General features: G+C 70.2%; 23 protein-coding genes. 8 read left to right on the top strand and 15 right to left on the bottom strand.

Annotated features, from left to right (window positions below; all coding sequences use genetic code 11):
* Positions 1-706 precede the first annotated feature (706 nt).
* Positions 707-1,105 (top strand): PASTA domain-containing protein, encoded by a 399-nt coding sequence (locus NWFMUON74_RS16880; RefSeq protein WP_187688717.1) that lies wholly within the window; start codon positions 707-709, stop codon positions 1,103-1,105.
* Between the two features lie 15 nt (positions 1,106-1,120).
* On the opposite strand, the gene NWFMUON74_RS16875 is transcribed toward NWFMUON74_RS16880, so the two are convergent.
* Together NWFMUON74_RS16875 and NWFMUON74_RS16870 are read right to left on the bottom strand one after the other, a co-directional pair.
* Entirely contained in the window at positions 1,121-2,563 is a 1,443-nt protein-coding gene (locus NWFMUON74_RS16875) for a sensor histidine kinase (RefSeq protein ID WP_232111073.1), read from the bottom strand.
* Positions 2,564-2,612: 49 nt separating this feature from the next.
* Positions 2,613-3,290: a response regulator gene (locus NWFMUON74_RS16870; RefSeq protein ID WP_187688716.1), complete on the bottom strand. Its 678-nt coding sequence runs from the start codon at positions 3,288-3,290 to the stop codon at positions 2,613-2,615.
* A 121-nt stretch (positions 3,291-3,411) separates the two neighbouring features.
* Between NWFMUON74_RS16870 and NWFMUON74_RS16865 the strand changes: the two genes are divergently transcribed.
* Both NWFMUON74_RS16865 and NWFMUON74_RS16860 read left to right on the top strand, forming a co-directional pair.
* On the top strand, positions 3,412-3,774 hold the full coding sequence (locus tag NWFMUON74_RS16865) for a PepSY domain-containing protein (protein WP_187688715.1): 363 nt from the start codon (positions 3,412-3,414) through the stop codon (positions 3,772-3,774).
* 323 nt (positions 3,775-4,097) lie between these two features.
* Positions 4,098-4,976: a hypothetical protein gene (locus NWFMUON74_RS16860; protein WP_187688714.1), complete on the top strand. Its 879-nt coding sequence runs from the start codon at positions 4,098-4,100 to the stop codon at positions 4,974-4,976.
* A gap of 4 nt (positions 4,977-4,980) precedes the next feature.
* On the opposite strand, the gene NWFMUON74_RS16855 is transcribed toward NWFMUON74_RS16860, so the two are convergent.
* From NWFMUON74_RS16855 to NWFMUON74_RS16830, 6 genes are all read right to left on the bottom strand, one after another.
* Positions 4,981-5,964, bottom strand: coding sequence for an aldo/keto reductase (locus NWFMUON74_RS16855; protein WP_187688713.1), 984 nt, complete (start codon positions 5,962-5,964; stop codon positions 4,981-4,983).
* Between the two features lie 243 nt (positions 5,965-6,207).
* Positions 6,208-6,375 (bottom strand): hypothetical protein, encoded by a 168-nt coding sequence (locus NWFMUON74_RS16850; RefSeq protein ID WP_187688712.1) that lies wholly within the window; start codon positions 6,373-6,375, stop codon positions 6,208-6,210.
* A 175-nt stretch (positions 6,376-6,550) separates the two neighbouring features.
* Complete coding sequence (locus NWFMUON74_RS16845; RefSeq protein ID WP_187688711.1) at positions 6,551-6,712, bottom strand: hypothetical protein; 162 nt, start codon at positions 6,710-6,712, stop codon at positions 6,551-6,553.
* A 191-nt stretch (positions 6,713-6,903) separates the two neighbouring features.
* Positions 6,904-7,350, bottom strand: coding sequence for a MarR family winged helix-turn-helix transcriptional regulator (locus NWFMUON74_RS16840; RefSeq protein WP_187688710.1), 447 nt, complete (start codon positions 7,348-7,350; stop codon positions 6,904-6,906).
* Positions 7,347-9,188, bottom strand: a complete 1,842-nt coding sequence (locus tag NWFMUON74_RS16835) for an MFS transporter (RefSeq protein ID WP_425300429.1) — start codon at positions 9,186-9,188, stop codon at positions 7,347-7,349. The genes NWFMUON74_RS16840 and NWFMUON74_RS16835 overlap by 4 nt, the downstream gene beginning before the upstream one ends.
* Positions 9,189-9,280: 92 nt before the next feature.
* Positions 9,281-10,153 carry a LysR family transcriptional regulator gene (locus NWFMUON74_RS16830; protein WP_232111072.1) on the bottom strand — a complete coding sequence of 291 codons (873 nt, stop codon included), beginning with the start codon at positions 10,151-10,153 and terminating at the stop codon, positions 9,281-9,283.
* Between the two features lie 258 nt (positions 10,154-10,411).
* Between NWFMUON74_RS16830 and NWFMUON74_RS36115 the strand changes: the two genes are divergently transcribed.
* A complete protein-coding gene (locus tag NWFMUON74_RS36115; protein ID WP_232111071.1) occupies positions 10,412-10,651 on the top strand; it encodes a hypothetical protein in 240 nt (79 codons plus the stop codon).
* A 133-nt stretch (positions 10,652-10,784) separates the two neighbouring features.
* On the opposite strand, the gene NWFMUON74_RS16820 is transcribed toward NWFMUON74_RS36115, so the two are convergent.
* Complete coding sequence (locus tag NWFMUON74_RS16820; protein ID WP_187688709.1) at positions 10,785-11,522, bottom strand: YoaK family protein; 738 nt, start codon at positions 11,520-11,522, stop codon at positions 10,785-10,787.
* Positions 11,523-11,651: 129 nt separating this feature from the next.
* On the opposite strand from NWFMUON74_RS16820, the gene NWFMUON74_RS16815 reads away from it, so the two are divergent.
* Positions 11,652-12,770, top strand: a complete 1,119-nt coding sequence (locus tag NWFMUON74_RS16815) for a winged helix DNA-binding domain-containing protein (RefSeq protein WP_232111070.1) — start codon at positions 11,652-11,654, stop codon at positions 12,768-12,770.
* 6 nt (positions 12,771-12,776) lie between these two features.
* Here the strand turns inward: NWFMUON74_RS16815 and NWFMUON74_RS16810 are convergent, their stop codons facing one another.
* On the bottom strand, positions 12,777-13,724 hold the full coding sequence (locus NWFMUON74_RS16810) for a patatin-like phospholipase family protein (RefSeq protein WP_232111069.1): 948 nt from the start codon (positions 13,722-13,724) through the stop codon (positions 12,777-12,779).
* Between the two features lie 221 nt (positions 13,725-13,945).
* On the opposite strand from NWFMUON74_RS16810, the gene NWFMUON74_RS16805 reads away from it, so the two are divergent.
* Both NWFMUON74_RS16805 and NWFMUON74_RS16800 read left to right on the top strand, forming a co-directional pair.
* Positions 13,946-14,383 carry an NUDIX hydrolase gene (locus NWFMUON74_RS16805; protein ID WP_187688707.1) on the top strand — a complete coding sequence of 146 codons (438 nt, stop codon included), beginning with the start codon at positions 13,946-13,948 and terminating at the stop codon, positions 14,381-14,383.
* A 90-nt stretch (positions 14,384-14,473) separates the two neighbouring features.
* Positions 14,474-15,847, top strand: a complete 1,374-nt coding sequence (locus NWFMUON74_RS16800) for an APC family permease (RefSeq protein ID WP_187688706.1) — start codon at positions 14,474-14,476, stop codon at positions 15,845-15,847.
* 1 nt (position 15,848) lies between these two features.
* Here the strand turns inward: NWFMUON74_RS16800 and dinB are convergent, their stop codons facing one another.
* Positions 15,849-17,066, bottom strand: a complete 1,218-nt coding sequence (gene dinB / locus NWFMUON74_RS16795) for a DNA polymerase IV (protein WP_187688705.1) — start codon at positions 17,064-17,066, stop codon at positions 15,849-15,851.
* Between the two features lie 21 nt (positions 17,067-17,087).
* Positions 17,088-18,296, bottom strand: coding sequence for an erythromycin esterase family protein (locus NWFMUON74_RS16790; RefSeq protein ID WP_187688704.1), 1,209 nt, complete (start codon positions 18,294-18,296; stop codon positions 17,088-17,090).
* Between the two features lie 113 nt (positions 18,297-18,409).
* On the opposite strand from NWFMUON74_RS16790, the gene NWFMUON74_RS16785 reads away from it, so the two are divergent.
* Complete coding sequence (locus NWFMUON74_RS16785; protein ID WP_187689219.1) at positions 18,410-19,102, top strand: MerR family transcriptional regulator; 693 nt, start codon at positions 18,410-18,412, stop codon at positions 19,100-19,102.
* 101 nt (positions 19,103-19,203) lie between these two features.
* Here the strand turns inward: NWFMUON74_RS16785 and NWFMUON74_RS16780 are convergent, their stop codons facing one another.
* The 3 genes from NWFMUON74_RS16780 to NWFMUON74_RS16770 form a co-directional block, all read right to left on the bottom strand.
* A complete protein-coding gene (locus NWFMUON74_RS16780; protein WP_187688703.1) occupies positions 19,204-19,677 on the bottom strand; it encodes an STAS domain-containing protein in 474 nt (157 codons plus the stop codon).
* A 197-nt stretch (positions 19,678-19,874) separates the two neighbouring features.
* Positions 19,875-21,059 carry an MFS transporter gene (locus NWFMUON74_RS16775; protein WP_187688702.1) on the bottom strand — a complete coding sequence of 395 codons (1,185 nt, stop codon included), beginning with the start codon at positions 21,057-21,059 and terminating at the stop codon, positions 19,875-19,877.
* Positions 21,060-21,247: 188 nt separating this feature from the next.
* The gene (locus NWFMUON74_RS16770) at positions 21,248-22,288 is read right to left on the bottom strand and encodes an NAD(P)-dependent alcohol dehydrogenase (RefSeq protein WP_187688701.1); all 1,041 of its coding nucleotides are present in this window, start codon (positions 22,286-22,288) and stop codon (positions 21,248-21,250) included.
* Positions 22,289-22,593 lie beyond the last annotated feature (305 nt).

Genomic DNA, 22,593 nt, shown 5'->3' with positions numbered 1-22,593 from the left:
CGCGGGCGGACCTAGGCCAGACCCCAGGCGTGCAGGATATAGGTGACGTTGGCGGCGATCGAGGTGACAACGTTGGCCAGGTTCAGGACGGACGACCCGAGGTCGATGATCGGCACGGGAATCTCTCCATTCTCGGTAAACAGCACATTCACGGTAGGTCGATCGGCAATCGACCGGCAACCGCGTCCCGTGGCACGGCGGTGCCCGAATGCCGCGGGATGTCTCGTTGATACGTTCTGTCCCAAACGTTTTCGGGCACCCTGTCCGAACGCGAGTGAATCGTCCCGGATGTCACCCATGAGGGAATTCACGGTTCCGGCCCGGTTGTGGCGGCGGTCACCGGCGGCCCTGACCGTGCAGCAATCCGATTTTCATCAGGTCGTAACAGCGAAAACCACTGCCGGGCGGAAGTTTCGGAGGCACAATTCTCGGCGGGCGGATCTTACGGTTCCACCGGCTCGCGGTCTCTCGCACCGCCGATCGGGTGGGGTCCGAGATGTGCTGCGGCCCTCGGACCTCACCGCCCGGCACCGACCGCCGGCCGCGTAGGTCCGCCGACCAACGAACTGCGCGCCGGGCCCACGGGCCCGGCCGCGGCAGGCATGCTTCCCCGGTACCCCCTGCGGGCCGCGACGCCCGCCCATATTAGGGTGCGTGGCGCAACTCGAGGGCCGGGGTGCCGGTCCGTGGACGTAGAGGAAAACGTATGCGTCGCATGGCGATGTCCGTGTTCACCCTGTCCGTCGCGCTCGCCTGCGGGGCGTGCGGATCCTCGGACAGCGGGCAGGACACGTCGGCCGGTGGATCGAGCACGGCCACCACATCGAGCGGCGCGGCGCAGCCCGCGGCCACACCCTGCAACGAGCAGTCGTGGCCGCAGGCACTGCCCGACTTCCGTGGCAAGCAGCTCGGCGAAACCGTCGTGGGCGCGGGCCTGTGCTTCGCGATCAGCTCGATCACCGCGGCCGACGGGCGGGACGTGATGAATGATCCGTCCAGCCACACCACCGCGTGGACGATCACCGATCAGTCGCCCGCCCCGGGCGCCGCGGTGTCGGCGGACACCCCCGTCACGCTGAAAGTGGATGCGGCGCAGCACAACTGAGTGCGCGGCGGCCGCCTACGGCGCGGCGGGGAACACGACGGTGAAGCGCGCCCCGCCCGCGGGGCCGTCGTCCACCCGGATCTCGCCGCCGTGCCGGTCCACCACATCGCGCACGATGGCGAGCCCCAGCCCCGCACCACCCTCGTCGCGGCTGCGGGCGTCGTCGAGCCGCACGAAGCGCTGGAACACCCGCTCCCGGTCGGCGGGCGGGATGCCGCGCCCGTCGTCGCTGACCTCCAGCACCACCGTGCCGCCCGCCCGGCGCACCGAAACCCGCACGGCCGCAGCCGCGTGCCGCTGCGCGTTGTCGACCAGATTGCCCAGGACGCGGGCGATCTGGATGCGACTGCCGAGCAGGGGCGCGGGCAGGTCGGGGAGGTCGGCCCGCACCGGGTGCGCGTCCGCGGCACGGTGGTCGAGCTCCTCGCGCACCAGCTCCGCCAGATCCACCGGTTCGCGCCGGGGCCGCTCGCCGGCGTCCAGGCGGGCCAGCAGCAGCAGGTCCGCGGCGAGCTGTTCGAGCCGCACCGAGTCGGCGATCAACCCGTCCACCTCGAGTAGGTGCGGATGGGCCTGGGCGACCTCGAGTTGGGTGCGCAGGCTGGCGATGGGACTGCGCAACTCGTGCGCGGCGTCGGCCACGAACCGGCGCTGGCGTTCCGAGGACTGCTCCAGGGCGGCGAGGGTGGCGTTGGTCGTCACCGCCAGCCGGGCGATCTCGTCGTGCGAATCCGGTTCGGGGACACGGCGAGTCAGGTCACCGCCCATGATCTCGGCGAGTTCACGGCGGATCGCCTCCACCGGGCGCAGGGCACGCCGGGTGACCAGGAAGGTGACGCCCCCGACCAGCGCGAGTAAGGGCGGCAGGCCGAGCAGCATGGCATTGCGGGCGCCGGAGACGGCCTTGTCGGCGGTCGCGAGCGACGCGCCGGCGTAGATGGTGACGGGCTGCCCCGACGCCGTCGCCGGCATGGCGGCGACCCGGAAGTCGTGGCTGCCGGTCTCGTCGTCGGCGATCGGCAGGCGCATGTTCCGCAGCGCGAGGACCTGCACCGACGACGAGTTCACCAGCTCTGCCGCGCCGGGTGCCGCGGCCCCCGGCTCCTCGTCCTCGTCGTCCTCGTCGTCTTCCTCCTCGGCCTGCTCCGCCGCACCGGAGAATCCCGCGGCCATGACGGGCTCGCCCCGCAGCTTGTCGTCCTCGGCCGCCAGCACCCGCCCGTCGGCCGAAACCACCTGCACAGGTTGGTTGTCCGCGTCGGGCAGCTTGAGCAGTGCCGGATCGGTGCCGCGCACGAGCTGCGCTTCGACGTTGCGGGCGGTCATCTCCGCCTGCAGGCTCGCGCTGTCGATCAGATTGTGCCGCAACACCGCCAGCACGGCCGCGCCCGCCGCGACCAGACCGACCGCGACCACCGCGGTGGCGACCGCCGTCGTCCGGGCCCGGACCGAACTCAACCACCGCGGCCTCCGCCGCAGAACCGGCCATCCCGGCATGCGTCGCGAGTCAGGCACGATCGGCCACCAAGCGGTAACCGGCGCCGCGCACGGTGGTGATCGACCGCCGGCCGAACGGCGCATCGATCTTGCGGCGCAGCGTGCTGATGTACACCTCGACGATGTTCGGGTCGCCGTCGTAGGCGAAATCCCAGACGTGTTCGAGGATATCGGCTTTCGACACGATCTCTCCGGCACGCACCGCGAGCTGCTCGAGCACCGCGAACTCCTTGGCGGTCAGCACCACCTCCTCCGTGCCGCGGTGGCAGCGGTGCGTGTTGGGGTCCAGGCTCAGATCGCCGACGTTCAGCACCGGCGCGCCGCCGCGGGTGCGCCGGCGCAGCAGGGCGCGGATGCGGGCCAGCAGCACCACGTAGGAGAACGGTTTGCGCAGATAGTCGTCGGCGCCGGTGTCCAGTCCCTCGGCCTCGTCGTACTCGCCGTCCTTCGCGGTCAGCATCAGCACCGGCGTCTCGTGGCCGGCCGCGCGCAGGGCGGCGCACACCTGATAGCCGTTGCGGCCGGGCAGCATGATGTCGAGGATGATCACATCGTGGGCGCCGGTGGTGGCCAGATGCAGGCCGTCGATGCCGTCGTAGGCGACATCCACGGCGAAGCCTTCCGCCTCCAGGCCCTTGGCGAGGGTGTCGGCGAGACGCTTCTCGTCCTCCACGATGAGCACACGCATGGCTCCTAGCCTGACAGATACATCCTGAAGCCGGTTTCAGGTCCGTTCAGGTTGGCTTCAGGGCCGCGTTGGGAAGGTGCTGGCCACGTTGGAGTTCACCACCGCCCCAGGAGGTTCGACCATGGAACTGTTTCTTCGCCGGATTCTGCACGGTCTGCGCTGGATGCTCGTCGGAGCCGTCGCCGTCGCGGTGATCGGAGGCGGTGTGGCGCTGGCGTCGTTCGGTTCGGGCGGCACCGCGGCCGCCGCCGTGCGCGTGGACCACGCTCACACGCAAGCGAGTCCAGCGGTCACGCGAGAGCAGGCGACCGCGAAGGCGGTCGAGGTGGTGCCCGGCGGCACCGTGCAGTCCGCCGAACTGGACACCGACCGCAACGTGACCGTCTGGGAGGTGGACGTGCGCGGCACCGACGGCGTCGACTACGAGGTGCGCGTGGACGCCGCCTCGGGCGCGGTGCTCGGCCACGATCGCGACGACGACTGACCGCGCACGAGACGCGGCGGACCGGGTGGGACATCCCGGTCCGCCGCGTCTCGTGCGCCGCTGGCGTGCACCGGTTACGGTGTTCTCGAGCGCGGTGTGACGGAACCGTTGCCGGACGGTTTCCGTAGCGGGAGGGAGTTCGTGATGAGCACGATCACGCGGTACCGGTACGCGCGGACGGCACGGCCCCGGCTTTGAGCCGGCTCGACGCCGAGTTCGGCGAGCCGTCGGATCCCTCACCGGCGCAGCGTTTTTCGGAGTGCGCCCGGTGGCGCCTCGGGTGTGATCGCACCGCGCCCGGCTCGCGGCGTGAGGTGCCGTCCATGTCGAACGGCTGGGCGTCGCAGCCGGAAAGCCCAGCGGCCCAAGCCTTCACGCTGCCCGTGCCGCTGGTGGACCGGCTGCTGGCAGGCGCCTCCCGCGCCGGGCTCACGTTCGACACCTTGGTCGCCACGGCGTGGGCGCTGGTGCTGGCTCACGTGACGGGCAGCGACGACGTGGTTTTCGGCATCGCCTCGGCGCTCTGCGCGGCCGGTGCGGGCGCCGCGCGCACGGTACGGCTGTTCGACACCGCCACCATGCGCGCCCGGCTGCGCCCCTGGGAGACATTCGCCGAGCTGGCGGCCGGAATGCGGCCCGCTCCGGCCGAAACATCGGATACCGCAGTGCTTTTCGTGGACGTCCCGTCCGATGCCGACGAGCCGCGCGAGCACGTGACCGAAATCCACTCGGGCGTCACGACTTTCCTCGACCGCCACACCACGCTGGTGGTGGTGCGGCCGCGCGCCGGACGGCCGTCGTTCCGTCTCGTCGTGCACCCGCCGCAACTCGCCCGATTCGGCAATGCGGAGCGCTGGTGGGATCGGTTCTACGCCGCGTGCACCGCCCTCACCGACGCACCCGGGCGGACGGTCGCGGCCATCGACCTCCTGCCCGGCGACGAACGGCGCACGGTCCTGAGCTGGAGCGGCGAAGGGCACGATCGGCGAATCTTCGTCCTGGATCCCATGCTGCGGCCGTCCCCGCCGCTCGTACCGGGCGAGATCTACCTGTATTTCGACCACCCCGCGCACACGGCACATGCCGGGCCGACGGCCGCGGGCCTGGTCGCCTGCCCGTTCGGTCCGCCCGGAGGCCGGATGCTCCGGACGGACCGGCGAGGCCATTGGGACCGCTCGGGCGCGCTGCACGCCTACCTCTGATGTCTCACTTCCCGGCGGCGCGCGCCAGTTCCTCCGGATAGCGCGCACCGGCGACGGCGTCGGCGGGCGCGGCGGCTTCGATGCGCGCCAGATCCTCCGCGCTCAGCTCGAGGCCGACGGCCGCCACGTTCTGCTCGAGATAACCGCGCCGCTTGGTTCCCGGAATCGGCACCACGTCCGCGCCCCGGCTCTGGACCCAAGCCAGCGCCAATTGCCCTGCGGTGACGCTCTTCTCTGCGGCCAGCTCGCGCAGCGCGGTCACGATCGCCAGGTTGCGGTCGAGGTTGCCGTCGGCGAAGCGGGGCAGGCGGCGGCGCATGTCGTCGGCGGGCAGATCGTCGGTGGAGGTGATGGCGCCGGTGAGGAAGCCACGGCCGAGCGGGGAGAACGGCACGATGCCGATGCCGAGTTCGCGGCAGACCGGTACCACCTCGGTCTCGATGTCGCGGGTCCACAGCGACCACTCGCTCTGCAGCGCGGTGACCGGGTGCACGGCGTGCGCGCGGCGGATGGTGGCCGCGGACGCCTCGGAGATGCCGAGGTAGCGCACCTTGCCGGCGGTCACCAGCTCCGCCAGCGCGCCCCAGGTCTCCTCGATCGGCACGGTCGGATCGACGCGGTGCTGATAGAACAGATCGATGTGGTCGACACCCAGCCGGGCCAGCGACGCGTCGGCGCACTGCCGTACGTAGGCGGCGTCGCCGCGGGCGCCCATCGACCCGTCCCCGCCCCAGACGATGCCGAACTTGGTCGCGAGCACCACCTGGTCGCGCCGGTCCGCGATGGCCCGGCCGACGAGTTCCTCGTTGCCGCCCGCGCCGTACACATCGGCGGTGTCGAGCAGCGTGACACCCAGATCCAACGCGCGGTGGATGGTGGCGATCGACTCGGCGTCGTTGTCGCGCACGCCGTAGGCCTGGCTCATGCCCATGCACCCGAGCCCTTGCGCACCGACGGTCAGCCCACCGAGTTTCCTGGTCGCGATCATGCGGACGGTCCTCCTTGGTAACACCGGATCCTGGTGAGCGCTCGCCCACCACTCCCGACGCTACGACCTGGAGTGAGCTCCCGGTCAAGAGCTGCCCGCCCTCCGGCGCCCGGATACCCGACCACCGTTCCGGCGCACATCCATCCGCCACCACCAGCGACCAGGTGCGCAACCTGCGAAGGCCGGACACAACCACCATTACGGCGGCCAAGCGCACAACCACCGCTCTGGGAGCGAGGTGCACTACCACCCCGCGGCGGCCGAGTCCGGGATCGCCATCGCGGCGACCAGGTGCCCGACCACCACTTCGGCGACCAGGTGCCCGACCACCACTTCGGCGACCAGATGTCCGACCACCACTTCGGCGACCAGATGTCCGACCACCACTTCGGCGGCCAGATGTCCGACCACCACGCTGGCGGACAGGTCTCGACCGCCACTCAGACGGCCAGATGCCCCACCACCCGCTTAGGCGGCCAGACGCCCGACCACCGCTTCGGCGGTTGGTTCGATCATCACCACTCCGGCGTGTTCTTGGCCGGAATCTACCGGGAGATTCCGGCCAAGAACCGGCCGGAGTGGTGTACTAGAGGGCGCCCGGTGCCGGGCTGCGTTCCGCGGGCGCTTGCATCACCTGCTGCCACCACGACGTGAGCGGGCTCGGTTCGGGCCAGACTACGGCCTCGTCCGGTGCCGCCTCGTCGTTCTCGCGCGAAACGGTCGGAGTGATATTGGAGCGGACAGTCATCACGGTTCTCCTCCGGAAACAGTGACGAGCTCCGAAAGCCGCGCTGCTGCAGAGGGTTTCGGAGCTCGAACCTCCGGCCCACAACGTTGTGAGCAACCCAGATCTTTGTCAGCAGAAGTGATCTTTTTCTATCAGATTTCGCAAAATCGCGCAGCCACAACCGCATACGTGACCGAGAAAAGTGAGCAGGGTTACTCGTCGAGCAGATCGACCAGCCTGGTCATGGCGGTGGTGAGCGCGGCCCGCTGGTCGGGTTCCAGATCGTCCAGGGCGGCCGCGAAGCGCTGGATGCGGGCCGAGGTCAGGCCGTTGACCAGGGCATGCGCGGGTTCGGTCGCCGTCAGCAGCTGTGCGCGGCCGTCCACCGGATCGGCCGTGCGCTCGATGTAGCCGACCTTCTCCAGCCCGGACACGATCCGCGACATGGTCGGCGCGGTGACGCGCTCGGCCGCGGCCAGATCGCCCAGCCGCATCGGACCGGTTCGCACCAGCGACGCCAGCGCGGAGGCGGATCCGGGGCTGAGCGATCCGAGGTCGCCGGAGCGGCGCAGCAGCCGGTTGATCCGGCCGAGCGACAGATAGAGATCGGCCGCCTCGGCGAGCTGCTCGGCACTGCGCGTGCGCTCCTGCTGAATCATCCTGACTTCGCTCCTACCCGAGTCGAGGCCGTGCCGGTATTGCCCGATTCCGCACGGTCCGTTTCCGCAAGTATGCCCGCACGCTCGGCCGCGGCGAGTTCCTCCCGCTCGTCGACGACGTACGTGCCGCCCGCGAACCAGGACGCGATCGCGCCGATCAGCATCATCAGCGCGGCGCCGAGGAAGACCACCACGAGTCCGGAGTGGAACGGTCCCGAGATCAGGTTCGGGAAGAACTCCTGGCCGGTGAGCACGTCGGCGTGCACGCCTGGCTGTTCCAGGGTTCCGGTGGGGCCGAGCAGTTCCTCGAAGGGGTTGTAGCCGAGGAAGGTCGCGAACAGGCTGCCCACGGGCGGCATGTCGGCGACGCGACCGGCCACGTCGGCGGGCACGCCCTGGCCGCGCAGCCCGGAGTCCATCGCGCCCGGCAGCGTGCCGGACAGGCCGACGATCATGAGTGAGAAGAACAGGCCGATCGACAGCGCCATACCGCCGTTCATCAGTGTGGCCCGCATGCCCGAGGCGACCCCGCGCTGCGAGGCCGGCACCGCCGACATCACCTCCGCGGTATTGGGCGAGGCGAACATGCCCGAGCCGAGACCGTTGAACAGGATGATCACCGCGAAGACCCAGTAGTCGAAGTCGACCGGGATCACCACCAGCAGCACGAAGGTGACCGCCACGATCGCCAGCCCGCCCGCGGCGAACGGCCGCGCGCCGTAGCGGTCCGACAGCCAGCCCGAAATTGGGCCTGCCGCAAGGAATCCCACGGTCAGCGGCAGCATGTAGATGCCCGCCCACAGCGGCGTGGACTCGTAGTCGAAGCCGTGCAGTGGCAGCCAGATGCCCTGTAGCCAGATGATGAGCATGAACTGCAGCCCGCCGCGCCCGATCGAGGACATCAGGCTGGCGAAGTTGCCCAGCGCGAAGGTGCGGTTGCGCAGCAGCGACATCCGGAACATCGGCTGCTTCACCTTGGTCTCGATGTAGCAGAACGCCGCCAGCAGCGCGACGCCACCGCACACGGCTCCCAGCACCCACGGGTTGGTCCAGCCGGTCTTGGAGCTGCCGTGCGGCTGGATGCCGTAGGTGATGCCGGTCAGCAGTGCCGTCAGGCCCAGCGCGAAGGCCAGGGTGCCGGGCAGGTCGAGCGAGCCGGGCGTGCGCACGCCGTTGTCGTGCAGCGAGCGGTAGGACCAGACGGTGCCGATGATGCCGAACGGCACGCTCACCCAGAACACGGCCTTCCAGTCCCATTCGGCGAGCACGCCACCGATCAGCAGGCCGAGGAACGATCCGGCAACGGCCGCGACCTGGTTGATGCCCAGCGCGACGCCGCGCTGCCGGGCGGGGAAGGCGTCGGTGAGGATCGCCGAGGAGTTGGCCATCAGCATGGCGCCGCCGACGCCCTGGACGACGCGCCACACGATCAGCCATATCGCGCCGCCGCCGAGGTCGAACGGGTCGAACGACAGCGCTATGGCCGAGAGCGTGAAGACGACGAAGCCGAGGTTGTAGATGCGCACCCGGCCGAACATGTCGCCCAGCCGACCGAACATCACCACCAGCACCGCGGAGGTCAGCAGGAAGCCCATGATCAGCCACAGCAGGTAGCTGACGTTGCCGGGCGAGAGCGGGTCGAGATGGATGCCTCGGAAGATCGCCGGCAGCGAGATGATCACGATCGAGGAGTTGATGGTGACCATCAGCATGCCCAGCGTCGTGTTGGACAGTGCCACCCACTTGTAGTGCGGGTGGTCGTGGTCCACGCGTAGTCGGCGGCGGATGGTCCGGACGTCGCCGACGTCGACGCCACCGCGGGGTTGAGCGGAAGTCAAGAGTGTCCTTCCAAGAAATCTCGAGTGGACGGGACCCCTTGAATATAGTTGTAGCTCGCTAACTAAATAAGTGCGGCGTCGAATGGAATGAATCACATCCGGAAGACCGCGTCGCCGACCTGCGCGGCATCGGTGAGGTGGGTGACGAACAGTCGCGCGGCCGGGGTCGGGGTCCGGGTGGTGACCGCGTGCCAGGGCCGGTCCAGCGGTGTGCCGTCCACGGCCAGGAACTCCAGCCGCCCGCCGGCGACATCGTTCTCGATGGCGTCGCTGTGAATCAGCGTGATTCCCAAGCCTTCCCGGGCGGCGGCCAGTACCGCGCCGTGCGAGCCCAGGGTCAGCGTCGGCGGGCGGATCTGCAGGCGGTCGAGCAGGGCGAGGGTGGTCTCGCGGGTGCCCGAGCCGTGGCCGCGCAGCAGCCAGGTGGCGGTCAGCGGGTCCGGGCAGTGACCGGGCGCGCCGACCACGACCAGGCAGCTGGGCCGCCGGGCGCGCACGACCAGCCCGGTGTCGCGCGGCGGGCGGCCCGCGATGACGAGATCCGCCTCGTGATGGAGCAATTCGAGGAACAGCACATCGCGGGGCTGGATCGACAGCCCCACCTCGATATCGGGATGGCGGTCCCGGAACGACACCAACGGCCGCAGCAGCACGTACTCGCCCGCGGTGGCGACGACGCCGATGCGCAGGCGCCCGGTCTCGGCCCGCCGGACCGCGGCCTGTGCCTCGTTGATCAAACCCAGGATGCTGCGGCAGTATTCGGCATAAACCCGCCCGGCCTCGGTCAGGGTGATGCCGCGCCCGGATTTCGCGATCAATTTCGCGCCCAGCTGTTTTTCGATGTGCGCGACGGCGGCGGAGGCGGCGGCCTCGGTGATGTGCAGTTGCGCGGCGGCACGCCGGATGCTGTTGTGACGAGCCACGGCGAGAAAGGTTTCCATTCGGATCGCACTCACCGTCCCCATCGTCAGACCGTAGCAAACTCAACGATTCGATCGAGCGAGTCGAGAAACAATCGAATTGTTCGGCCACACCGGTCCCGTCATGCTCGATCCGCACGGTCCCGGCCGGTGTCGACAGGAGAACGAGGGCCGACGAATCAGCATGCGACCGCTGGGATCCGGGCGTTCGTCCCTATGCCTCGACGGGTTACCACGATCCCGGATACGAGCCGAGCGACACCGATGTGCTCGCGGTGTTCCGGGTGACGCCGCAGCCGGAGCGTGGACCCGATCGAGGCGTCGGCGGCCGTCGCGGGCGAATCCTTCACCGCCACTCGGACGGTGATCGGCAACGTCTTCGGATCCAAACCGATCGAAGCATTGCGGTTGGAGGACATGCGTATTCCGGTGGCATACGCCAAGACCTTTCCGGATCCGCCGCACGGCACCGTGATGGAACGGAAGTATCCGAACAAGTACGGCGGAGTTCGCGAAATCTCTCGATCGAGAGTTTCGTCGTGATCCGTTTCGCCGACCTCGAGGTGATCGACTTCCCGTAGGTGCTGTCGATGCGGCACGACGGGTTCATGTCCCGGCCCAACTGCATCGGGGTCCCGGGCGGCAAGATGGACCTGGCTCGGCGTGACGGCGTCGCTCACTCGCGTCGGGCCGCCGCCCGCGCCTCGATGGCGTCGGGATGGTCGTGGACCCACCGCGGGTCGGCGAACCAGGTGTAGGCGGACACCAGGGCCGAGGCGACCACGGCCGTGTAAAGCATGTCGCGGCCGTCCACGACCAGGCTGACCAGGCCGCCGATCACGCCGCCCAGCGCGAAGGAGAAGTACAGCACCGCGTAGCCGAGCCAATCACGGGCGGTGCCGCCGGCCAGGTGGCGTTCGATGCCCTGGGCGAGCTTCACGAGGGTGCCGGTGACGTAGGTGAGGGGCACCGACACCTCGCCGTTCTTCACGAACGAGGTGTTGAGCGCGCCCATGCCGAACGCCACGAACAGGATCGGTGTCAGCCCCAGATTCCGGTCGTGGTGGGTCAGCACGCGGTCGATGACCGCCGCCAGCAGCAGCGCGACCGTGGCGAGCACCGTGGCGCCGTGTGGATGGTTGCGCCACAGATGCCGGCGGAAGACCGAGGCGACGACGACACCGACGACGAAGCAACCGATCAGCGCGAGCGCGCCGCCGGCGAGGGTGTAGTCACCGAGAAAATTGCCGAGGATCGCGCGTTCGGTGTTCCCCGTCATGAAGGTCACGAAGTAGCCCGCCGAATGGGTGTAGGCGGCCGCGCCGACGAAGCCCGCGAGGATCGACAGCACGGCGGACAGGCGAGTTTCGAGGTCCCAGAACGGTGCGGATGAATCATCCGGTTTCGAGGTCACAGCGACAGGCTAGCAACATATGCATGACCGTGCATGGATTGTGCTTCCCATACGTGTGAAGCGAGCCTACCCGCGGACCTTATCGTGATCCACAGGCCGCGCGCGGGTGCGGCGCGAGGAGGAGAGCCGGTGCGGGTCACATGGGATCAGGTGTTCACCTGGCGGCTGCGCAGGCAGTTCGTGCGGCCGCCGGCGGCCGCCGATGGGGTGGCCGTCGCCGAACGCCTCGGCGGGATCCAGGCCCAGGTGACCTCCGCCGCCGAAACCGCTGCCGCCCTGCGTCATCCGACCGCGGAGCCCGGCGGCGTATCGCAGGCGCTACAGACCGGCGCCCTGATCAAGACCTGGGCCATGCGCGGCACCCTGCACGCGATCACGCCGGATTTCGCGCGGGCGGTACTGCCCCTGCTCGCCTCCGCGCGGATCTGGGAGAAGCCGAGTTGGCAGAAGAACTTCGGCGCGACCCCCGCCCAGGTGGCGGCGCTGGCCGAAGCGGTCGCCACCGTACTCGACGGCGCCGTGCTCACCCGCGCGGAGCTGGTGGACTCGGTGCTGGCCGATTCCCGGTTCCACGCGCTGGGTGAGCAGCTCGCCTCCGGCTGGGGCGCGATGCTGAAGCCGCTGGCCTGGCAGGGCGTGCTGTGCCACGGCCCGGCGCGGGGAGCCAACATCACCTTCACCAGCCCCGCTCGCGCCGCCCGGAACTGGGGCCCGCTCCTCGCGCCGGACGCCGCCGCGCCCGAGGTGATCACCACCTACCTCGGCGCCTACGGCCCCGCGACCCAGGAGGCGTTCAACGCCTGGCTCATGCGCGGGGCGTTCGGCAAGACGATTGTGCGCCAATGGTTCGCCGACCTCGGCGACGCGCTCACCGAGGTGGACATCGAAGGCCGCCGCGCCTGGCTGCGCACCGCCGACGCCGAGGACCTCGCCGGTATCACCCCCGAGCCGTCGGTCCACCTGCTGGGCCCGTTCGACCAGTACATCCTCGGCCCCGGTACCAACGACACCGCTGTCCTCCCCGCCGAGCACCGCGCGAAGGTCAGCCGTACCGCCGGGTGGATCTCGCCACTGGTCCTCACGAACGGCCGCATCACCGGCACCTGGGAGTCCGCCGACGACCTGCTCACCGTCACCATGTTCACCGGCCGAGCCCCAGCCACCCACCTGCTGCGGGAACAGGTGACCGCGGTAGCCCGCGCCACCGCCCGGACCGGACCGCTCACGTTGGAGCTGCGTACGGCCTGAACGTGGTCAGGCCCGGCGGGCAGGGGTGAGATAGGACGAAAGGGCGGCGGTCGTGGCGGCGCGGCCGAGTTCCAACGCCCGCAGGAGCAGCCGTTCGTCCCGCGCTATCCGGCCCACGGTGGGCGACCCCGCGGGCGGGCGGATCTGCAGGACGGCCGCATGCGCCGCCATGGCCCGCTCGTCGCGATGATGCTGCGCGGCCCGGGCGAGCCAGCCGTCGACGACACCGGGCGCGTTGCGCGCGAGGAAACCGGTGACCACACGGCGCTCCAATGCCGAAGGGGCACTGGGTATTTCGTCGAGACGACGAGTCCGCAAGACCAGCGCGTGGGTGGCGCCCTGCGCCAGCGCGGTGCGGATGGGCACCGACTCCGACAGCCCGGCGTCCACGTAACGCCGCCCGGCGAGGGTCACCGGCCGCCCCGCGAGGAGGGGCATGCACGTGCTGGCCCGCAGCGCGCACTGCAGCGACGCGACATCGGTGAGGTAGGGATGCAGATCCACGGCGGCGCCGTCGGCGGTGTCGGTGCCGATCGGATGGAAGGTGACGGGGTTGGCGAGGACAGCCGCGAAGTCCATCGGCACGATCCGCTCGTACACCGCGTGCACCAGGTACCGGGTGTCGACCACGCAACCGCCCCGCAACGCCCGCGCCGGAGAGATCACCCGCCGCACCACATCCCCGTGCCAGGCCCGCCGCGCCCGATTCGCGCGCCCGCACAGCAGCCAGGCGCCGTTCAGCGCACCGGCCGACGACCCGTACACGGCGTCGAAGCAAGGTAGCAGACCCAGGTCCTCCAACGCCGCGACCATGCCGTGCGAATACACGCCCCGCGCCGACCCACCCTCGATGACCAGGGCCAGCCTGGCGGCGTCGGTGCGGCATCCGGGCGCGCTGCCCTCGGCGTGCCGCCGCGCGATCAGCTCACCGACCGCTGTGTCGCTGTTGAGCACCGGCAGCCTCCTGGAAACAATCGCGTTTCTGTCTAGCACACGCGATGGGAAGCAGCGGAGTGGAAGGGCCACGAGGTGGGCGGTGCGGGCCGCCCCCAGGGGGATGGGGTCGGGCGGCCCGCGCGATCAACAATGCCGTGTCACCGCGTGGCAACCCCAGGGACTTTCGTCCTTTACCCGGTGGCCGGAAGGCCGTTCGTGCCGGCCGGTAGCCTGCCTGCATGCTGACCGAACCGGGCGAGCGGCTGATCGACACGGTGGCGTGGGTGCTGATCGAGAACGGGCGCATCCTGTGCGCGCGCCCGCGCGGGAAGGACGTCTTCTTCATCCCCGGCGGGAAGCGCGAGGGCGCGGAGAGCGACCTGCAGACCCTGCTGCGCGAGATCGACGAGGAACTGACGGTCGCCCTGCTGCCCGGCACCGTCGCCCACGTGGGCACCTATGAGGCCGAATTGCCCGGCGCCCCAAGCGGTTCGGTGCGGATGGCCTGCTACACCGCCGATTACACCGGTACCCTCGAACCCAGCAGCGAGATCGCCGAGCTCGCCTGGTTCGACTACGCCGACCGCGCCCGGGTGCCCCCGGTGGATCAGCTGCTGTTCGACGATCTCGCGGCGGCCGGTCTGCTGCCCGGTGGTGACACACCCGCCGCGGGATAGCCGCCGAGGGGGACTGGTCCCGGCCCGGAATGGGTACCTTGCCAGTCATGCGCGGGGCTGCAGCCGCGCCGGGGAAAACAAGGAGTCAGCATGGCCGAATTCGCGGCGGAACAGTCCGAAGGCAGCGCCGAGCCGAGCCTGAAACGCGTAATGGGGCCGGGGCTGCTGTTGCTCTTCGTCGTCGGCGACATTCTCGGCACCGGAATCTACGCGCTCACCGGGAAGGTCGCCGGTTACGTCGGCGGCGCGGTGTGGGTGCCGTTCGTGGTCGCCTTCCTGATCGCGCTGATCACCGGATTCAGTTATCTGGAACTGGTGACCAAGTATCCGGACGCCGCGGGCGCGGCGCTGTACACGCACAAGGCGTTCCGCATTCAATTCCTCACGTTCATGGTCGCTTTCGCGGTGCTGAGTTCCGGCCTGACCTCCGCGTCCACCGGCGCGCGCGCCTTCGCCGCCAATTTCGCCGAGGCGTTCCACCTGGATCTCGGCGCGGGGATCGGCATCACGGCGGTCGCGGTGGCGTTCATGGTGCTGGTCAGCGTGGTCAATCTGCGCGGGGTCAGCGAGAGCCTGTGGGCGAACGTGGTGCTGACCTGTGTGGAGGTCAGCGGACTGCTGATCGTCGTCGGGATCGGATTGTGGGCCTTGGGTTTCGGCGACGGCGATTTCGGCCGGGTCACCGATTTCGATACCGGCGACCGGACGGCGCTGGGCGGGGTCATCGTCGCCACCACCCTGTCGTTCTACGCGATGGTCGGATTCGAGGATTCGGTGAACATGGCCGAGGAGTGCAAGGAACCCAGCCGCATCTTCCCGAGAATTCTGATCGCCGGACTCCTCATCACCGGAGTGTTCTACGTGCTGGTATCGATCACTTCCGTCGCGCTGGTACCGGTGGGCGAACTCGGCGCCGGGGATACGCCGCTGCTGCGAGTGGTGGAAATCGGCGCGCCCGCCTTCCCGACTCGGATCTTCGCCTTCATCACGATGTTCGCGCTCGCCAATACCGCGCTGATCAACATGATGATGGCCGGCCGACTGCTCTACGGCATGGCGCGGCAGGGGGTGGTCCCGCGGGCTCTCGGCCGGGTGCACCGCCGGCGGCGCACGCCATGGGTCGCGATCGTGTTCACGGCGCTGCTGGCGATCGGCCTCATCACCTTCGTCGGCGCGGTGCCCGAGCTGGGCGGCACGACGGCGCTGCTGTTGCTGGCGGTGTTCACCGTCGTCAATGTCGTCGTGCTGGTCCTGCGGCGAGATCCCGTGCCGCACAACCATTTCCGCACGCCGACGATTCTGCCCGTCGCCGGAGCGCTCGCCTGCGGGTTCCTGGTGACGCCGTTCACCGACCGCAACCCCGAGCAGTACGCCATCGCCGCCGTGCTGCTGGGCGTCGGTGTCGTCCTGTGGGCGGTGACCCACCCGGCGCTGCTGCGCAGGCTGCGGCCGGTCGGTCGCTGAGTCAGTCCGGCAGCAGTGGCACCGACAGGCCCTCGCCGCGGCCGAGCAACGCTGCCCGGGTCACGGTGCCCGCGCCGAACCGGTCGCGGAGCCGATCGAGGGTCGCGTCCAAGTCGGCGCCGGGCCGGGTGTCGAGGGGGAGTGCGAGCTGGCGCGGGTCGGCGTTCTCCAGATTGGTCAGCGACAACCCGACGAGCGTGAGGCCGCGTTCCCGGATCATCGGCAGCGCCGCCGTCAGCAGCGCGCGGGCGGTGCGCAGGATGACCGCGCCGTGATCGGTCGCCTCCGGCAGGGTGTGCGAGCGGGTGGCGCGGCTGAAATCGTCGAAACGTAAGCGCAGCACCACGGTTCGGCACAGCCGCTCCGCGGCCCGCAACCGGTGCCCGAGGCGGTCGGCCAGGCCGTGCAGATAGGCCTCGACCTCGGCCGGGGTGCGCGGGCGGCGGCCGAGTGCCCGCTGCGCGCCGATCGACCGCCGGCGCCGCCCGGTCTCCACGCGGCGGGGATCGCGGGCCCAGGACAGGGCGTAGAGGTGCCGTCCCGCGGCCGGGCCGAGGATCGACGACAGCGAGCGCTCACCGAGTTCGGCGAGCTGCCCGATCCGGGTGATGCCGTGCCGGTGCAGCTTGGCGGCGGTGACATCGCCTGCGCCCCAGAGCCTTTCGATCGGCAGCGGGTGCAGGAAGTCGAGCTCGGCGTCCGGCGCCACCTCGAGCAGTCCGTCGGGCTTGGACACGGCGCTGGCGACCTTGGCGAGAAACTTGGTCCGGGCCACGCCGACCGAGATCGGCAGCCCGACCTGTTCCCGGACGTCGGCGCGGAGTTTGCGGGCGATGTCGACAGGCGCTCCCGCGATCCGCAGCAGCCCGCCGACGTCGAGAAACGCCTCATCGATGGAGATGCCCTCCACCTCCGGCGTGGTGTCGCGGAAGATCTCGAACACCGCCCGGCTGGCCTGCGCGTACGCCGACATGCGGGGCGGCACGACGATCGCGTGCGGGCACAGCCGCAGCGCCTGCCCGGCATTCATCGGTGTCCGCACCCCGAGCGCCTTGGCCTCGTAGCTCGCGGCCAGCACCACTCCGCCGCCCACGATCACCGGCTTGCCGCGCAGCTCGGGCGCGTCCCGCTGCTCGACCGAGGCATAGAACGAGTCCAGATCCGCATGCAGGACCGAGGCCGCACGCCTTGGCAACTCTCCGACACCGGACACGAACATATGTTCGCATGAACCGTGGCCTCAGGACCAATACTCGAACCGTTCTCCGTCGGTATCGGCGACGAAGACCACCGCCTCGGCGCCGTCCAGGTCCGCCGGTCGCAACGGAATGTGCCCGCGCACAATCGGTTCGCCCGCCGCCACCGACGGTGACAGCGCCGCACGCAGATCGCGCGCGGGGAACAGCGTGCGGCGGCCGGTCGCCGCGGCCAGCATGCCCTGGAGGGTGCCCGCCGCGCTGTGCGGGTTGGCATCGGAGGCCACGAACAGGTAGCGCTCACCCAGGCTGAGCCGCACGATCGCACCGGCGCTGCCCCAGCTCACCTCACCGGAGGGCCTGGGGGCGGGCTGCAGGTGCATGTTGTGCGCGAACACCAGACTCGGCCCGCGCTGCCGCTCCTCGGCGACGATCGCCAGCAGGTTCTCGGCCATCATCTCGGTGCGCACGCTGAACATGGTCGCGACACGGTCGGGTGCGCGGTCTGCCATGGCGGCGTGATACCGCAGCAGGCCCCGAGCGGTCCGCGCGTGCGCCACGGCACGGTCGTAGCCGCTCGGGTCGGCGGCCCGCAGATCGGGCGCGGCGCGATGCAGTGCGCTCGCGAGGTCGTCCGCGACGACACGCAGGGCACGAGCACGATCGGAGCCGCCGATGGAGGCGGCCGCGTCGAACGGGGCCGCCTCGTTCGTCCAGTCCGTGTCCGCGCCCGACAGCCTGTCGATATCGCGGGCCGAGGCGGGCCGCAGTGCCGCGGGCAGATGGTCGGCAACCGCGGACAACGCGTGCCGCGGACTCGGCGCGGCGGTGGTCTCCAGTGGTGCGTCGAAGCCGCGGAAACGAATCCGCTCCGCCGGCGCGCGCCCGGCATTGTGCGCGCGCAGCCATTCCACGAGCTCCCGGTTGCCCGGCACGGCCCCGAATCCGTGGCTGAACCCCAAGGCGAGCACCGTATCGATGTCTCCCGCACCTCCAGCCACGTAATCGTCGACGACGGAGGCGGCGAAGAAGTCGCTCTCCAGCACGATCGACCGAAAGCCGCGGTCGACCAGATGGGCGAGGAAGTCGTTGCGCAGCAACGGAAATGCCGCGATCCCGTGCGTCGGCTCGCCGAGGCCCAACAGCGCCGGCGGCTCGGAACGCGCGGCGAGCACCTCGTCGACGGCGCGACCCAGGCTCGCCGCGTCGTCGAGTGGACGGCCGATCCCACGCAGTGCGGTGGCAGTGGACATGAATACCCCTTTGTCGAAGGAACCGACTTCGACACTATCGTTGAAGATTCGAGTGAGACTTCGGCCGCAAACACCTGCTGCTGCCGCGAAAAAGCTTCAATCGGAGGTTCACCCTGCGACCCATCGACCTCGCCCGCGAGCACGGCCTGTCCGCTCAGGCGATCCGCAACTACGACGACGCGGGCATCCTCCCGCCGACCGAACGCAGCGAGGCCGGCTACCGGCGCTACACACCCCTGCACGCGCAGGCCCTGCGCGCGTTCCTCGCACTGCGTCGCGGCCACGGACACGAGCGGGCGATGGAGATCATGCGGGCGGCTCACCGCGGCGACACCGAATCCGTCTACCGGCTCATCGATGCCGCGCACGTCGCCCTGGCCGCCGAACGCGATACCCGCGCGGAGGTCGCGACGGCCCTGGCCGGCCTGTCCGACGCCACGCCGGCTCCGCTACGCGGCCGCCCCCTGACCGTCGGCGAACTCGCGCGCCGCCTCGACATTCATCCGGCGACCCTGCGCACCTGGGAAACCGAGGGCATCCTGCACCCCGGCCGCGACCCCGCCACGGGCTATCGCACCTACGGCACCGCCGAGGTGCGCGACGCCGAAATCGCCCGCCAGCTCCGCCGCGGCGGTCACCCGCTGCGCCAGGTCGCACAGTTCCTCGACTCGCTGCGCGAGGCAGGCGGCGTCGCGGCGGCACGTACGTTTCTCGACTCGTGGCAGGCGCGGCTCACCGGCCGCAGCCGCGACCTGCTCGCGGGCGCGGCCCAACTGGACACCTACCTGACGATGCTCGATCCCTAGAGCACCGCGTCGTCCGGCGGGCGGGGAGAATCGGAACCAGGAGGGCGGCCGGAGGAACCGAGATAGCGAACCTGCTCGGTGCCCGTCTCGCTCGGCATGATCTACGGCGTTCGATGTGTGCGCGGCCGGGCCGCCGAGTGGCCGGGCCGCCTGCGCAGTTCGAACGCGGTCAACGCGCTCACCACCGTCGAGCGGATCGCCAGGCGAGCGGTGCGCGCATCGGAGCACGCCAGCCGCGCGATCCGCAGATTCGTGGTGACCAGGCAGATCTCGACGCCCTCGCGGCGATACGCCGCGGCGTCCTCCGCCAGTGCGGCCAGCGTGCGCAGCGACAGGAAATCGAGTGTGGTGGCGTCGACGATGAGCGCGCCGCACGCGGTCCGCGCCGTCTGGGCGGCCTCCCGGACCTGCCGGCGCCACAGCGGCAGCGTGTAGGCGTCGGCTTCGCCGCGCACCGACAGCACCACGATGTCGCCGCGTCTTCGGAGCCGGAAGAACAGCTGATCCTCCGGCGATCTGGCCGACCAGGCCGGCGGCCTGGCGGAGATGGAGTAGGAACCGGCACTGGGAGTCATGGTCTTCCCCGAATCGGGATGAATGCCTGCGGCATCGTTGTCAGGCCGACCCTGCATTCTCAAGGCGAACCCGCGTGCTCGTGTAGATCCAGCCTACGCGCCCCGTCGACAAGCCGCCTTCGAACTCGTCACAGAGGTATAACAAGCACGAGCCGTGGGTTTCGCGACCGCGACGGCCCGCTCCGACGGCCGCACGTTCACCCGACCCGGCGAACACGCGTGGCGGCCACCGAGATCGCCGCGACGGCGACGAAAACGGTTGGGGTCCAACCGAACCAGCCGACCGCGGCCGCGCCGAAGGCGGTGCCCGCGCTGCCGCCGACGAAGTAGACCGTCATGTAGGCGCTGTTGAACCGGGCGGGCGCGGCCGGGTCGATGCCGAGCACCGTGCTCTGGTTGGCGACCTGCGCGGCGAACAGCCCGGCGTCGAACAAGCCCAGGCAGAGCAGCGTGACGACGGTATTCGACAGCGAGACGGCGAGAGCCGCCGCGCCGAGCCCGGCCAGCGCGAGCCCGAGGAGGATCACCCGCCGCGCGCCGACGCGATCGGTCCACGCCCCGGAGGCGCGGGTGGCGACGATGCCCAGCAACCCCGCGACGGCGTACAGGCCGATGCGCTCGGGCGAGTACGAGAACGGCGGCCCGGACAACGCGACCGCGAGCCCGGCCCAGATCGCGCAGAAGGCGAAGAACCACAGCGCACCTCGCCCGGCCGCCGTCCGCAACAGCGGATACCGCGCGTACAGTCCCGGAATGCCGCGCAGCGTCGCCAGATACCCCGTCGGCGCCGTGCCCGTCGCGGCGGGCAGTGCCAGCCGGGCCGCGACGGCGAGGACCGCGCACGCCATGGCGAACACCAGAAGCATTGCCCGCCAACCGATCACGTCCGCCAGCCATCCGCCCACGATCCGTCCCGCGAGAATGCCCGCCGAGATTCCGGCGGTCACGATCCCCAGCACGGTCGATCGCCGCCCCGGCTGCGCGAAACGCCCTGCGACGGAACTCAATTGCGCACCCACCGAGGAGCACCCGCCGACCAGCCCGGTCACCAGGCCGAGCAGCCACGGCGAATTCGCCACCGCACTGGCGGCGCAAGCGGCTGCGAGCGCGCCGAATTGGAGCGACAGCACGTGCCGCGGCGGATGGCGGTCGACGAGCGGCACCAGCAGCGCCAAACCCAGCAGATAGCCGATCGGGCCGCCCGCCAACGCCGCCCCGATCGCCGCCGGTGCGGTGTGCAGCGACCCGGCGACCTGCGCCACGGCCGGTTGCAGCGGATAGACCACGGCGGTGCCGAACGCCGCCGCCAGCGCCATGAACCACACCACGGGTGTCCGCAATGGGGTGGTGCTGCTGGTGTCCGGAGTCGTATCGAGTCGCATGGCGTCGACAGTAGGAACGCCGCGACGCCGATTCCGGCGGGAAACGGACGATACCGTCCCGGCGCCCCACCGCGCCGCCGTAGGCTGCGCAGTGCCGGTTCACCTCGTGCGATGACACTGGGAAGGGCGAGGTCGTGCGCCGCTACCAGCTGACCGGCATGTAGCCGAAGTCGTTCGAGGTCGAGTAGCTAGCCGTTGGGCAGGATCACCGCGCGCCCGTTGATCTTTCCGGCGTGCAGCCGCTCATAGGCGAGCGGCGCCTCCGCCATCGAGAACGTCTCCACGTGTACATCGATCGAACCGGCCCGGGCCAGGTCGAGCACCTCGCGCAGTTCGCCGCGGCTGCCCCAGTACGGAGCGGTCACCGTGACCTCGAAGGGCAGCGCGCCGAAGCCGACGGGGACGGTGCCGCCGCCGATGCCGACGATCGTCACATCGCCCTCCATCGCCACGCACGCGGCGGCCGTGGCCGTGGTGGGGGCGGCGCCGACGAAATCGAAGACGGCCGTCGCCCCGCGGCCGCCGGTGAGGTCGCGTACCCGCGCCGCGGCCTTGTCGTCGGAGGCCACCACCTCGTGCGCGCCGACCGTGCGCGCCAACTCCAGCTTCTCCGCGTTGACGTCCATCGCGATCACCCGGGCAGGACTCACCGCGCGCAACAGCTGAATCGCCACATGCCCGAGCCCGCCCGCGCCGATCACGACCGCGGTCGACCCCGGCACCAGCTTCGGCAGTGACCGTTTGACGGCGTGGTAGGGGGTGAGCCCCGCGTCGGTGAGCGGCACCGTCCGCACCGGGTCGGGCCCGTCGAGCGGTTCCAGGTGCCGGGCGTTGTCGACGATCAGATACTCGGCGATGGCGCCCGGCGCACCCAGACCGGGTGGGAAGATGCCCAGCTCGGTCGCGCGCAGGCAGTAGTTCTCCTTACCCGCGGCGCAGGGCGGGCACGCGCCGCAACCCCAGGGTCCGTAGACGGCCACCGAATCGCCGACCGAGAACCCGGTGACTCCCTCGCCGAGGGCGGCGATGGTCCCCGCGCCCTCGTGCCCGAGCGTCAGCGGTAACCGGTAGGGGAATTCGCTCGCCGGCCAGGACATCACCGCGATATCGGAATGACAGACTCCCGCAGCAGTCACCCGCAGCAACACCTGGCCCGGTCCGGGTTCGGGGTCGGGCACCGTGACCAGTTCCGGTGCCGCGCCGATGGTTCGATACTGCAGAGCCTGCATCGCGATACCCTCCGTTGTCGAGTTCTCGATCGGATCGGTCGATTCGCCCCGCCGGCCGTGCCCGGCCACCCCCGAGCCTAACGGCTACCCTGCGGCATCCACGCCCGCCTTGATCGGAATGTAGCGATTCGCGCATCCGTGCGCGGCGGCGTTCGCCTCCGGTAATTAGAACGCGTTGCGGCGTACGGACGGGCTGCCGCCGGGCTGCCAACCGTCCCGTAGCCATGCTTCGTACCCAGCGGTTCGATCACTTTCAGTACCGCTACTCGATTTGACGACACTCAGGCGCTAGGCTAATTCTGAAA

The sequence above is a fragment of the Nocardia wallacei genome (assembly GCF_014466955.1).
Taxonomy (GTDB): Bacteria; Actinomycetota; Actinomycetes; order Mycobacteriales; family Mycobacteriaceae; genus Nocardia; species Nocardia wallacei.
This window is presented reverse-complemented; position numbering and strand designations above follow the sequence as displayed.